Raw genomic sequence first — 13005 nt, 5'->3', positions numbered from 1 at the left:
GGACGCGGTGGCGGCCTAGCCGTTGACAAAGGCCATGTCGGCCGTCGTCAGCTCGATGCTGCGCAATTCGCGGTTGACCAAGAAGTTTTCGGTTTCCTGCACCGTCTCGGCCAGCTCGACGCGGGCATCGAAGCGGGCGCGGAAAGCCTCGATGATCTCGTTGACGATCACCTCCGGCGCCGAGGCGCCGGCGGAAAGGCCGAGCGTCGAAATCGCGCCGATCTCCTCCCAGTCGAGCTCGGCGGCGCGCTGCACCAGGATCGATTTCTTCGCCCCTGCCCTCAGCGCCACTTCGACGAGACGCTTGGAATTGGAGGAATTCGGCGCGCCGACAATGATGAAGAGATCGCAGCCCGGGGCCGCCTGCTTCACCACTTCCTGGCGGTTGGTCGTCGCATAACAGATCGAATCCGCCGCCGGCGCGGTCAGGTGCGGAAATCGCTCCTGCAGGCGGGCGATGACGCCGGCCGTATCGTCGACCGACAGCGTCGTCTGGGTGACATAACCGAGATTGTCGGGATCGGCGGGGGCGTAGGCATCGGCATCCTCGATCGTCTCGATCAGCGAAACCGAACCTTCCGGCAGTTGCCCCATCGTGCCGATCACTTCCGGGTGGCCGGCATGGCCGATGAGGACGACGTGGCGGCCGAGGCGATTGTGGCGCATCGCCTGCTTGTGAACCTTGGACACGAGCGGACAGGTGGCGTCGAGATAGAAGAGATTGCGGCTCGCCGCATCCTCCGGCACCGATTTCGGCACGCCGTGAGCGGAGAAGACCACCGGCTGGGCGCGATGCTCGGCGGGGATCTCGTCCAACTCCTCGACGAAGACGGCGCCCTTGGCCTCCAGCCCTTCGACGACATAACGATTGTGGACGATCTCGTGGCGCACATAGACCGGCGCGCCATAGGATTTGAGCGCCAGCACGACGATCTGGATGGCGCGGTCGACGCCGGCGCAGAAACCGCGCGGACCGCAGAGCCTGATCGTCAAGGGAGGTTTCGCCGCAATAGTCATGTCCGTTCCGTCAAAATTCCGTTCAGCGTGGGAGTAAGGGACCTCTAGCCCAATATGGCCGGGAATTGAAGCGATACTATTGCCGAGGAGCCTTGCCGGGTTTTCGGAACCAGGAGATCGCCACCACAACGACGAGCACGGCGGCAAGCCCGTACCATGTCAGGGCATATTGCAGATGATCGTTCGGCAGATCCACCTGGGTGACGCCGCCGATCGGCAGGCCGGCCGGGTTGGGGGTGGAATCAGCATCGACGAAGAACGGGATGACGCGCGCCTTCTCCAAGCCGACGCTCTCGGCCATGACGTCGAGGTCTTTCCAGTAGAAGATGTTCTTGGCGACGTCATTGTCGGGCACCAGCCAGGACGGCTTGCCGGCAAGTTTGGCGCGCGCGAGCCCGGTGACCGTCTGCTGATCGGTCAGCTGGCCCTGCATGCGCATTTCCGGTTCCTTGTTCTCATAGGGAACGAAGCCGCGGTTGACGAAGAGAATGCGCCCGTCGGCAAGCTCGAGCGGGGTGTAGACATAAAAGCCGGTCTGGCCGTGCCAGGTGGCGAAGAAATGCCGCTCCTTATTGTTGATATAACGGCCGGTGGCGGTGACCTTGCGGTATTCGATGTCGCCGCCGGACGCGGCCATTGCCTCGATATCGGCGAGCGGCACCGGCGCGGCAGCCTGGCGCGCGGCTATATCATCGAGCAGGCCTTGCTTCCAGTGGAGGCGCTGCAGCTGCCAGGTGCCGAGCGAAACCAGGATGGCAAGGGCGATCAGCACCAGAATGCCGGTTATGACAGGCAGCCGGCGGCGCGCCACGGCATGATCAACGTCAGTCACTCAGACGTCCTTCGCGGGCATTATGGCGGTACTGCATGGCGATCAGGATGCCCTTGAACCAGCGCAGTGTCAGAAGCGAGAGGATGATCGTCAGCGGCCCGAAAATGAGGATATGCACCCAGATCGGCGGCCCGTAATTGACCTGCAGCCACAGCACCATGCCGATGATGATGAAGCCGACGATGAGGATGACGAAGACCGCCGGGCCATCACCGGAATCGGCGAAGGAATAATCCAGGCCGCAGGAGGCGCAACGCGGCTTCAGGCCGAGCAGGCCATCGAACAGCTTGCCATGGCCGCAGCGCGGGCAGCAGCCTTTGAAACCGGTTTTCACCGGATCGAGGGGTGGATAATGGGCGCTGTCCTCGCTCATGCGATTCCTTCCGACAATTCCATGCTGCCTTAACTCTCCCATAAAGTATTCGCATCCCGAATGGAAATGCCTGCACGACGTCCCTGAGCGATTCGCGCCAAACAGAAGAAGAAGACTGATGACCAATGACAGCCATGCCGGACAGATCATTATCTTGAACGGTGCGCCCAGAAGCGGCAAATCCAGCATTGCGCGTGCGATCCAGGAGGAATTCGAAGGCCCGTGGATCAATCTCGGCGTCGACGCCTATAATGCCATGACGCCGAAGCGCTACCTGCCCGGCATCGGACTGAGGCCAGGGGGCGAGCGGCCGGATCTGGAGGAACTGGTGCCGTTTCTCTATGCCTCGCTCTACGAATCCATCGCCATCCATGCTGGATTCGGGCTCAATGTGGTCGCCGATCTCGGCCATCACGACAGCTACTCGCAGCCGCTCGGCATTCTTCCCGATTGCGCCCGGCGCCTGCAGGGTTTCTCCGTGCTGTTCGTCGGCGTGCGCTGTCCGATCGAGACGATCATGCAGCGGCGCGAGATCAAGCAAGAAGGGCGCGAGACACTCTATGCAAGAGCCTCCGAAGAGATGCCGGTCCCCGAACCGGTGCAGCGCTGGCAGGACGAGGTTCATCGCCCCGGGACCTACGACATGGAGGTCGATACCTCGGTGCTGACCACACTGGAATGCGCCGAAGCGATCCGCCACCAATTGGATCTCGGCATTCCCACACCCTCTGCCTTCGAACGGATCGCCGGCGGGCGGTGAGAGAAGCGGCGCGGCCCAAATGGGCAAAGGCATGCCGCGGCTTGACGACTCCCCTTCTCCCCAGCGGGGAGAAGGTGCCCGTAGGGCGGATGAGGGGGCCGCAGAAACAGGTCTTTCCAAACGTTGCGGAAGTTCGACCGCGCCAGCATTGTCTCGCCCATGTCGCTTTAGTGGGATAGGCGGTTACGGGCGCGGTGCCGTGTAGCCCCCTCATCCGCCTGCCGGCACCTTCTCCCCAAGGGGAGAAGAGATTTGCCGCGACCTTTCCGTTCCGTCCCTCCACCCAGTCGGTTGTGGCCGCGCAACGGACGCATCGGGCGTCAACCCCAGGTCGCCGCTCTAACTTTGCGACGCCGTTTTCGATTCCGCGCTGTTTTGCCCCAGGCGGGGCTCCATCCCTGACAGCAGACGGCGAATGTTGGCGCGATGACGTATGATCACATAGGCACCGCCTGAGATCACCAGCAACCGATAGGGCAAGGGCTGCTCGAGGCTGCAGATGAGAGCGATTGCCGTCAAAGCCGCCAGCATCGACCCGAGGGAAACAATCCTGAAGATGGCGAGCACGACGCCAAAAACCGCAAGGGCGCCAAGACCGACGGGCCAGGATATTGCGAGCAACAGGCCGAGCCCGGTAGCGACGGATTTGCCGCCTTTATAATGCAGCCAGATCGAACGGCTATGACCGAGCAATGCGGCAAGTCCGGCCAGGCAAACAGCCCAAGGCAGCCAGGCTTGCAGATCAAGTGCGGCCGGCGGCATGTCGTGCAGCACTCTGCGGAGCCACGGATAAAACCAACGGGCAAACAGGATCGCTCCCGCGCCTTTCAGCACATCCACCAGAAGCACCGCCGACGCAGGCCATTTCCCCAGGGTTCGCAAGACGTTCGTTGCGCCGGTGGATCCGGAGCCATGGTCGCGAATATCGATGCCTCTAAGCAGTTTCCCGGCAAGATAGCCCGTGGGCGTGGAACCGATGAGGTAGCCAATCGCCAATGCAAACAAACTCGCTGCCCAAAAAACCATGGCGCCTTCTCGATGCTCGACCTATCGGTGTATCATCGCATTGCCCTTCGCAATAATTCAATGGTCTCCGCGACGGACCGGCCTTGAACCGGCGGCGGCTCCGCGCGCTCGCAGAATTCGCGCCAGACGAACAGGGTCAGTTCGGCGCCATCCGTCGGGGTCTCTCCCGGTCCATCGGCAAAATTCTGAAGCACGCGATATCGGCTGTCTTTCCAGAACAATTCCTCCACCCACTCATAGATCGGGATCACGTGGAAATGGATCGGAAAACCGGGGGAATGGCCATACCGGCCGATGTAGACGCGCCCTGCGTTCAGTTTCCGTTTCAGCGCATTCTGAACTCTCGCCAGCAGCGGCCCGAGCTCCGTTAAAGCTGCCTCGGGCAACTCCGACAGATCGTTCGTGTTCGTCTTGGAGCTGATCATGAGATAACCGGGAAGAGCGGAATTGATCCGGTGATTCACCAGCCATCCCTCCGTCTCGGCAACGAGGAATCGATCGGGGATCTGCATTGCCATTCCTCCTGGTCGGGTCTGCGGATATGCGCGAATGCGTATCGGCCGCCGTAGTGCTTCTATCCGTCGCTGAGCGCCGATGGGCACCTCGCATCTTGCACCCTGCCTCACGCCTCTTGCCAAGCGTGCCCCTCAACCTCCGTCATGCTCGGCCTTGAGCCGAGCATCCATACGCAGCACTCCAAGAGATCCGTCTTTCGTTCTTTCGTCGAGGCCCGTTGCCCTACCCTGCCAGCAACCAACAAAATGCTCGCGGCGTGGATGCTCGGGTCAATGAAGGAGTATGAGGAAGTTCGCGAGGCAAAGCCGAAATCGTCAACAAAAAAGGCGGGCACCGAGCCCGCCTTTTTCATTTATTCCGTCCCGATCAGCCTGCGGCGACCGGAGCGCCCCAGCCGCCCCAGACGTAGATGCAGAAGAACAGGAACAGCCAGACGACGTCGACGAAGTGCCAGTACCAGGCGGCTGCCTCGAAGCCGAAATGCTGCTTCGGGGTGAAATCGCCGCGCAGCGCGCGCAGCAGGCAGACCAGCAAGAAGATCGTGCCGACGAGGACGTGGAAACCGTGGAAGCCGGTCGCCATGAAGAAGGTCGCGCCGTAGATCGAATTCTTGAAGTCGAACGGAGCGTGGGCATATTCGTAGGCCTGCACGCTGGAGAACAGGATGCCGAGCAGCACGGTCAGCGTCAGGCCCTGAACGAGGCCCTTGCGGTCGTTGTGCAGCAGCGCATGGTGCGCCCAGGTCACCGTCGTGCCGGAAAGCAGCAGGATGACGGTGTTGTAGATCGGCAGGTGCCAGGGATCGAGGACTTCGATGCCCTTCGGCGGCCAGACGCCGCCGGTATAGGCCATGCGCGAGGCCTGAATGGCCTCGTTCGGAAACAGGCTGGCGTCGAAATAGGCCCAGAACCAGGCGACGAAGAACATCACTTCCGAAGCGATGAACATGATCATGCCGTAACGCAGGTGCAGCGAGACGACGCGGGTGTGGGAGCCCTCATGGGCTTCCTTTACCGTATCGGCCCACCAGCCGTACATCACGTAGAGAACCAGCACGAGGCCGATAAAGAAGAGCCAGGGATTGGCGAGTTCGGCGCCGGCGAGCTTGAAGGAGCCGCCGTTCAGGTAACGCATATAGCAGACGCCGCCGATCGCCATGATGAAGGCGCCGAGCGAGGCGAGAATCGGCCACGGGCTCGGATCGATGATGTGGTAGTCGTGGTTCTTCTGATGCGCATCGGCCATGTGGCTATCCCCGGATGTCTTCCTCACTTCGCCCCCGGCATAGCCGGAAACGAGCCTTGATCAAAGTTTCTTTTCAATCTTCACCGCTCCACCCTCATTCGAAGCGAGAGGCTTCGGACCCTCTTTCGGGTAGAACGTATATGACAGCGTCACGGTATGGATATCCTTCGATTCCACCGCCTTGACGATTTCAGGGTCGATATAGAACACGACCGGCATTTCCAGCTTCTCGCCCGGCTTCAGATCCGTTTCCGTAAAGCAGAAGCACTGAACCTTGTTGAAATAGGCGCCCGCTTCGCCCGGCGTGACGTTGAACACCGCCTGGCCGCGCTGAGTTTCGTTCGAGCGGTTCTCGGCGACGAAATTGACCTGGATGGTTTCGCCGATCTTCGGATTGACCTCGCGCTCGACCGGCTTGAAATCCCATTGCAGGCCGGGGGCGACATTGGCGTCGAAGGTGACGCGCATCTTGCGGTCGAGGACGACGCTCGACATCTGCTCGACGCGCTGTGTCGTGCCGTTATAGCCGGTCACCTGGCAGAAGATGCGGTAGAGCGGCACGGCGGCATAGCTCATCGCGCCCATGCCGAAGACGAAGCTCAGGCACATCAACACGACGGCGCCGTTGTTGCGGCCCTGCTTCCTGGGTGCGGCAGCTTTTTCGCTCATCCGGCCATTCCCCCGCCGATCTTCACGATCGTGATCGCATAGAAGAGGACGACAAGACCGGCCAGCACCAGCCCGAGGGCGATATTGCGATTGCGGCGCGACTTCATCTGCTTTTCGGTGAGCTTGACCAGATCCATCAGAACCAACCTCCAGCGTGCGAAACCAAGACCGAAGCCAGCCGGTCGATCATCAGGGCTGAAAATACGGCGAAGAGATAGAAGATCGAGAAGGCAAAGAGCTTCTTTGCGGGGATCATCTTCAGATCGCCATCCGGCATGCGCCAGACGGCGATGGAACAGTAGATGAAGATCGCCCCGAGGGCGGCGGCGACAAGGCCGTAGGCGAAGCTGGCGAAACCGAGGACGGATGGCAATACCGCGCAGATCGCGGTCAGCACCGCATAGGCGACGATCTGATGCTTGGTCACCCGCTCGCCGGCGACGTTCGGCAGCATCGGCACGCCGACGGCCTCGTAATCGCGCATCTTGAACAGGGCAAGCGCCCAGAAATGCGCCGGCGTCCACAGGAAGATGATCAGGAAGAGAACGGTGCTCTCGATCGTCACCGAATTCGTCACGCAGGCCCAGCCGATCATCGGCGGAAAGGCGCCGGCGGCACCACCGATAACGATGTTCTGCGGCGTCGAACGCTTCAGCCACATGGTGTAGATGACGGCGTAGAAGAAGATGGTGAAGGCGAGGATGCCGGCCGACAGCCAATTGACGGCAAGGCCGAGAATGACAACCGAAAAGCCCGACAGCACCAGACCGAACGCAAGCGCCTCCGATGGGGCGACGCGGCCGGCCGGGATCGGGCGCTTGGCGGTGCGGCTCATGACGGCGTCGATATCGGCATCGTACCACATGTTCAGCGCGCCCGAGGCGCCGGCGCCGACGGCGATGCAAAGGATGGCGATCAGGCCGAGGATCGGATTGATGTGGCCCGGCGCCAGCACGAGACCGGCAAAGGCGGTGAAGACCACGAGCGACATGACCCGCGGCTTCAAGAGCTCGAAATAATCGCGCGCGCTCGCTTCCGACATTTCGCCGTCCTCTGCAAGCGCCTCGTGATTGTCGATAACCGTCATCATTCCGTCCTGAATTTACTCATGCCGGACGCCGTATCGAGTGCGGCGTCCGGTTTTCCGCGCGCTTTACTTGATGCGCGGCAGTTGTTCCCACTGGTGATAAGGCGGCGGCGAAGGCAGCTGCCATTCCAGCGTCGTCGCACCCTCGCCCCACGGATTTTCGCCGGCGATGCGCTTCTTGGCGAAGGCTTCGAAGACCGAGAAGAGGAAGATCAGCACACCGAAGGCCGAGATGTAGGAACCGACGGAGGACACGTAGTTCCAGCCGGCAAAGGCATCCGGATAATCGATGTAGCGGCGCGGCATGCCTGCGAGGCCGAGGAAGTGCTGCGGGAAGAACACCAGGTTGACGCCGATGAACATGACCCAGAAATGCAGCTTGCCGAGGAACTCGTTGTACATGTAGCCGGTCATCTTCGGGAACCAGTAGTACCAGCCGGCAAAGATCGCGAAGACGGCGCCGAGCGACAGAACGTAGTGGAAGTGCGCCACGACGTAATAGGTGTCATGCAGCGAACGGTCGAGACCGGCATTGGCAAGCTGGACGCCGGTAACGCCGCCGACCGTGAACAGGAAGATGAAGCCGATCGCCCAGATCATCGGGGTGCGGAACGAAATCGAGCCGCCCCACATCGTCGCGATCCAGGAGAAGATCTTCACGCCCGTCGGAACGGCGATGACCATCGTGGCGAAGACGAAGTAGCGTTGCGCATCGAGCGACAGACCGACCGTGTACATGTGGTGGGCCCAGACGACGAAGCCGACGGCGCCGATCGCGACCATGGCGTAGGCCATGCCGAGATAACCGAAGATCGGCTTCCTCGAGAAGGTCGAAATGATGTGGCTGATCATGCCGAAGCCCGGCAGGATGAGAATGTAGACCTCGGGGTGACCGAAGAACCAGAACAGGTGCTGGTAGAGGATCGGGTCGCCGCCGCCTTCCGGCGAGAAGAAGGAGGTGCCGAAGTTCCGGTCGGTCAGCAGCATGGTGATGCCGCCTGCCAGAACCGGCAGCGATAGCAAGAGCAGGAAGGCGGTGATCAGCACCGACCAGGCAAACAGCGGCATCTTGTGCAGCGTCATGCCGGGCGCGCGCATGTTGAGGATCGTGGTGATGAAGTTGATCGCGCCGAGGATCGACGAGGCGCCGGCAATATGCAGCGCGAAGATCGCCAGGTCGACCGCCGGTCCCGGCGTGCCGCTCGTTGCCAGCGGCGGATACATGGTCCAGCCGCCGCCGGTGCCGTAGGCGCCAGCCGGGCCTTCGACGAACATCGACAGCAGGAGCAGCGCGAAGGCCGGAACGATCAGCCAGAAGGAGATGTTGTTCAGGCGCGGGAAAGCCATGTCCGGGGCGCCGATCATGATCGGCACCATCCAGTTGGCAAAACCGCCGATCATCGCCGGCATGACCATGAAGAAGATCATGATCAGCGCATGCGCCGTCGTGAACATGTTGAACATCTGCTTGGCGCCGTCGATGGCGGCATCGCCCTCATAGCCGTAGACCATCGAGGCCAGGCCGTGGAAGATCTGGATGCCCGGCTCCTGCAGCTCCATGCGCATGGCCACCGACAGCGCGCCGCCGATGATACCGGCGATGATCGCGAAGATCAGGTAGAGCGTGCCGATGTCCTTGTGGTTGGTCGAGAACAGCCAGCGATTGACAAAGCTCGGCTTATGCCCGTGATCATGGTGATCGTGATCATCATGCGCATGGTCGTGGTGGGCGTGAGAATGATCGTCGTGAGCGGAAGGTCCAGCCATTGTCCCGATCCCCTTTAATTACTGTGCTTCGGCAACGTCGACGGTCTTGGCGGGACCATCGGTTGCGGCCATGAGTGTCTTGTAGGCGCCGGGCAGGTCGCTGGCGGCCGTGGTCAGCCACTGCTTGTACTTGTCCTCGGAGACGACGCGGATGGCGATCGGCATGAACGCATGGTCCTTGCCGCAGAGCTCGGAACACTGGCCATAGAACAGGCCCTCGCGCTCGGCCCTGAACCAGGTCTCGTTCAGGCGGCCCGGCACGGCGTCGATCTTGATGCCGAAGGACGGCATGGCGAAAGCATGGATGACGTCGGTCGGCGCAGACGTCACGAGAACGCGGACCGTCTTGTTGACCGGCAGCACCAGCTCGTTGTCGACGGCGAGAAGTCTCGGATAGACCGACTTGTCTTCCTTGCCGGCGGCGGCGCGATCCTGATCCTTCAAGAGGTAGGAATCGAAGGCCAGCGGGCTGTCGCCCGACCCTTCATATTCATAGTTCCACTGCCACTGGGTGGCGGTCGCCTTGATCGTCACGTCAGGATTTTCGGGCAGCGTCAGCTGCGCCGTCAGAAGGTTGAACGAGGGAATGGCGAGGAAGAGCAGCACCAGGACCGGCCCCACGGTCCAGATGACCTCGATCAGCGTATTGTGGCTCGTGCGCGACGGAACCGGATTGGCGCCGGCGCGGAACTTGAAGCAGACGACGATGAGCAGGATCAGAACGAAGAGCGTGATCGGAACGATAAACCACAGGGTATATTGTTCGAACCAATGAATTTCCCGCATAATCGGCGTCGCCGCCGGCTGCAGCGTCGCCTGCCACGGCGTCGGCTGGTCGGCATATGTGCCGGAAGCAAAAAGCAGACAGACCAGTGCGGTCAGAGCTGCATAAGCCTTCTTCATCACCTTATTATCTCCCTCGAGCGCTTGACCTGCAAAATCGAACGCAGAATCCTTGCCATCTTCAGCGCTTCAAACCACAGTTTGGCATTTGCCGCAACAGGCAGGAGCAATTGTCTATGCGGCATTTTTGCTTAAAGCACAGGCAGGCCGAACGGCAAAACATCCCAAGTTTTTCATCGGCATATGAAAAATGCCCTTTCCCGCCGATCCGCCCCCCCGTACATTATTTGACAAAGGTCCAATTTCTGCCGCAGTCCCCCGGTTTTCACGGGGTGGGGCTTTTCATTTCCGGTGGGCAGCTTCAACAATAGCCGCAATGATTCGATATCCAGAGGTTTCCATGGGTTTCCGTTCCCTCGCGCGGTCGCTTCTCGTGACTGCCAGCATCGCGGCCGCAGCGACGACGCCCGTCTTCGCACAGCAACCCGCCCCTTCCCCAGCCCAACCCACCACACCAGCACCGGCCACCCCTGCCCCGGCGCAGCAGCCCCCGGCTGCCAACCCGAATATCCAGGTGACGCCCGGCCAGACCCAGCCGCAGGCGCCGGGCACGGTGAAATCAAACCACGGCGCCTGGTCTGTCGTCTGCGACAAGCCGGCCGGCGCGGCGACGGAACAATGCGCGCTGATGCAGAACGTCATCGCCGAGGACCGGCCGGAGGTCGGGCTTTCCGTCGTCGTGCTGAAGACGGCCGATCGCAAATCGAAGATCCTGCGCGTACTGGCGCCGCTCGGCGTGCTCCTGCCGAACGGCCTCGGCCTCAATGTCGACGGCAAGGATATCGGCCGCGCCTACTTCGTCCGCTGCTTCGCCGATGGCTGCTATGCCGAGGTCGTGCTCGAGGACGAACTGCTCAAGACCTTCCGCAGCGGCGCCCAGGCCACCTTCATCGTCTTCCAGACCCCGGAAGAAGGCATCGGCATCCCCGTCGACCTCAAGGGCTTCGCCGAAGGTTTCGACGCCCTGCCTTGAGGGCTGCTGATATGTACCGCGGCCTGTCGGTCCCTCTTCTCCCCTCGGTGAGAAGGTGTCCGGAGGGCGGATGAGGGGGCCGCAAAGCCGGCCTTCCAATAGGAAGAACGTTCATCCGGACTTCGGCCGCACTGGCATGGTCTCGACTGTCTTAGAGTCGCTGCCATCGGCGTGGTTGGACAGGAGTTGAGAGGGTGTGCCGTGTGCCCCCCTCACCCGCCTGCCGGCACATTCTCCCCGAGGGGGAGAAGAGATATGCCGCGCGCTTCTTCGTCCCACCCGCCGGGCACCTTCTCCTAGAAATCTTGCCTGACACAGAATATTCCGCGACAGGGCTTCACTCTTTATCAGTTGGAGCCCTATCTAGGTGAGTAAGCGCATTCCCGCATGCCCATTGGAGCCAGACCATGACCACCGATCTCCTGACGCTTTTCGATGCCGACGAAGCCACGATGCGTGGTCTCGTCGCCCAGGCGCTCGCCGGCGCCGATGACGGCGAGCTGTTTATCGAGCATGCCCAGGCCGAGGCGCTGACCTTCGACAATGGCCGGCTGAAGGGCGGCAGCTTCAATACGGAACAAGGTTTCGGGCTGCGCGCCGTTGCCGGCGAAGCCGTGGGTTATGCCCATGCCGGCGACCTTTCGGTGGCGGCGCTGAAGCGGGCGGCCGATGCGGTCGGCGCGGTGACGCGCGGCTATTCCGGCGCCTATGCCGCCGCTCCCCAGGGCACCAACAAGAAATTCTACGGCGACCAGAACCCCATCGGCCAGCCGAGCTTCCAGGAGAAGGTCAAGGTCCTGCAGGATATCGACGCCTATCTTAGAGGCAAGGACGACAAGGTGCGGCAGGTCACGGCCTCGGTCGCGGCGAGCTGGCAGGTCGTCGACATCCTGCGTGCCGACGGCCATCGCGTGCGCGACATCCGGCCGATGACCCGCATCAACATTTCCGTCGTCGTCGGTGAAGGCGAGCGGCAGGAGAGCGGCTCCTACGGCAGCGGCGGGCGCATCGGCTTCGGCGATTTCATTGCCGAGGGCAGCTGGCAATACGTCGCCGACGAGGCGCTGCGCCAGGCACTCGTCAATCTGGAAGCGATCGATGCGCCGGCCGGCACCATGGACGTCGTTCTCGGCTCCGGCTGGCCGGGCGTGATGCTACATGAGGCCGTCGGCCACGGGCTGGAAGGCGATTTCAACCGCAAGAAGACGTCGGCCTTTGCCGGGCTTCTCGGCCAGATCGTCGCCGCTCCCGGCGTTACCGTCGTCGACGACGGGACGATCGACAACCGCCGCGGCTCGATCACCATCGACGACGAGGGCACGCCGTCCGGCTACAACGTGCTGATCGAGAATGGCAAGCTCGTCGGCTACATGCAGGACCGGCAGAATGCCCGGCTGATGGGCATGGCGCCCACCGGCAACGGCCGCCGGCAGGGTTATGCCCACGTGCCGATGCCGCGCATGACCAACACCTATATGCTCGGCGGCGACAAGACGCCGGATGAAATCATCGCCTCGGTGAAGAAGGGCATCTATGCCGTCTCCTTCGGCGGTGGCCAGGTCGACATCACCTCGGGCAAATTCGTCTTCGGCTGCACCGAGGCCTATCTGATCGAAAACGGCAAGCTCGGCGCGCCGATCAAGGGCGCGATGCTGATCGGCAACGGCCCGGATGCGATGAAGCGGGTGTCGATGATCGGCAACGACATGAAGCTCGATACCGGCATCGGCAATTGCGGCAAGGCCGGCCAATGGGTTCCGGTCGGCGTCGGCCAGCCGCATCTGCGCATGGATCAGATCACCGTCGGCGGCACGCAGACCTGAGGCTGAGGATTTCA

General features: G+C 61.9%; 14 protein-coding genes. 3 read left to right on the top strand and 11 right to left on the bottom strand.

Annotated elements, in window-relative coordinates; genetic code table 11:
• Positions 1–15: 15 nt before the first annotated feature.
• The 3 genes from ispH to B5E41_RS22190 all read right to left on the bottom strand — a co-directional run bounded on the left by ispH (position 16) and on the right by B5E41_RS22190 (position 2222).
• Positions 16–1017 (bottom strand): 4-hydroxy-3-methylbut-2-enyl diphosphate reductase, encoded by a 1002-nt coding sequence (gene ispH, locus B5E41_RS22200; RefSeq protein ID WP_088396065.1) that lies wholly within the window; start codon positions 1015–1017, stop codon positions 16–18.
• Positions 1018–1093: 76 nt separating this feature from the next.
• On the bottom strand, positions 1094–1849 hold the full coding sequence (locus B5E41_RS22195; RefSeq protein WP_088396064.1) for an SURF1 family protein: 756 nt from the start codon (positions 1847–1849) through the stop codon (positions 1094–1096).
• Positions 1842–2222, bottom strand: a complete 381-nt coding sequence (locus B5E41_RS22190; protein WP_088396063.1) for a DUF983 domain-containing protein — start codon at positions 2220–2222, stop codon at positions 1842–1844. The genes B5E41_RS22195 and B5E41_RS22190 overlap by 8 nt, the downstream gene beginning before the upstream one ends.
• A 118-nt stretch (positions 2223–2340) precedes the next feature.
• On the opposite strand from B5E41_RS22190, the gene B5E41_RS22185 reads away from it, so the two are divergent.
• On the top strand, positions 2341–2982 hold the full coding sequence (locus B5E41_RS22185) for a chloramphenicol phosphotransferase CPT family protein (RefSeq protein WP_088396062.1): 642 nt from the start codon (positions 2341–2343) through the stop codon (positions 2980–2982).
• Between the two features lie 339 nt (positions 2983–3321).
• On the opposite strand, the gene plsY is transcribed toward B5E41_RS22185, so the two are convergent.
• The 8 genes from plsY to coxB form a co-directional block, all read right to left on the bottom strand.
• Entirely contained in the window at positions 3322–4008 is a 687-nt protein-coding gene (gene plsY, locus B5E41_RS22180; RefSeq protein WP_088396061.1) for a glycerol-3-phosphate 1-O-acyltransferase PlsY, read from the bottom strand.
• A gap of 32 nt (positions 4009–4040) precedes the next feature.
• Positions 4041–4520 (bottom strand): HIT family protein, encoded by a 480-nt coding sequence (locus B5E41_RS22175; RefSeq protein ID WP_088396060.1) that lies wholly within the window; start codon positions 4518–4520, stop codon positions 4041–4043.
• A gap of 370 nt (positions 4521–4890) precedes the next feature.
• Positions 4891–5769, bottom strand: coding sequence for a cytochrome c oxidase subunit 3 (locus B5E41_RS22165; protein WP_064800923.1), 879 nt, complete (start codon positions 5767–5769; stop codon positions 4891–4893).
• 60 nt (positions 5770–5829) lie between these two features.
• Positions 5830–6438, bottom strand: coding sequence for a cytochrome c oxidase assembly protein (locus B5E41_RS22160; protein ID WP_064809744.1), 609 nt, complete (start codon positions 6436–6438; stop codon positions 5830–5832).
• Positions 6435–6575 (bottom strand): hypothetical protein, encoded by a 141-nt coding sequence (locus B5E41_RS31845; RefSeq protein ID WP_004672998.1) that lies wholly within the window; start codon positions 6573–6575, stop codon positions 6435–6437. The genes B5E41_RS22160 and B5E41_RS31845 overlap by 4 nt, the downstream gene beginning before the upstream one ends.
• A complete protein-coding gene (locus B5E41_RS22150) occupies positions 6575–7525 on the bottom strand; it encodes a heme o synthase (RefSeq protein WP_088396144.1) in 951 nt (316 codons plus the stop codon). The genes B5E41_RS31845 and B5E41_RS22150 overlap by 1 nt, the downstream gene beginning before the upstream one ends.
• A gap of 66 nt (positions 7526–7591) precedes the next feature.
• Positions 7592–9292 carry a cytochrome c oxidase subunit I gene (ctaD, locus tag B5E41_RS22145; RefSeq protein WP_088396058.1) on the bottom strand — a complete coding sequence of 567 codons (1701 nt, stop codon included), beginning with the start codon at positions 9290–9292 and terminating at the stop codon, positions 7592–7594.
• 18 nt (positions 9293–9310) lie between these two features.
• Positions 9311–10195, bottom strand: a complete 885-nt coding sequence (coxB, locus tag B5E41_RS22140) for a cytochrome c oxidase subunit II (RefSeq protein WP_064800920.1) — start codon at positions 10193–10195, stop codon at positions 9311–9313.
• Positions 10196–10511: 316 nt separating this feature from the next.
• Here coxB and B5E41_RS22135 point away from each other — a divergent pair, with 316 nt between their 5' ends.
• Both B5E41_RS22135 and tldD read left to right on the top strand, forming a co-directional pair.
• Complete coding sequence (locus B5E41_RS22135) at positions 10512–11168, top strand: invasion associated locus B family protein (RefSeq protein ID WP_088396057.1); 657 nt, start codon at positions 10512–10514, stop codon at positions 11166–11168.
• Positions 11169–11575: 407 nt separating this feature from the next.
• Positions 11576–12991 (top strand): metalloprotease TldD, encoded by a 1416-nt coding sequence (gene tldD, locus B5E41_RS22130; RefSeq protein WP_088396056.1) that lies wholly within the window; start codon positions 11576–11578, stop codon positions 12989–12991.
• The last annotated feature ends 14 nt before the right edge of the window (positions 12992–13005 follow it).

The organism is Rhizobium esperanzae, from assembly GCF_002204185.1.
Classification (GTDB): domain Bacteria; phylum Pseudomonadota; class Alphaproteobacteria; order Rhizobiales; family Rhizobiaceae; genus Rhizobium; species Rhizobium esperanzae.
This window is presented reverse-complemented; position numbering and strand designations above follow the sequence as displayed.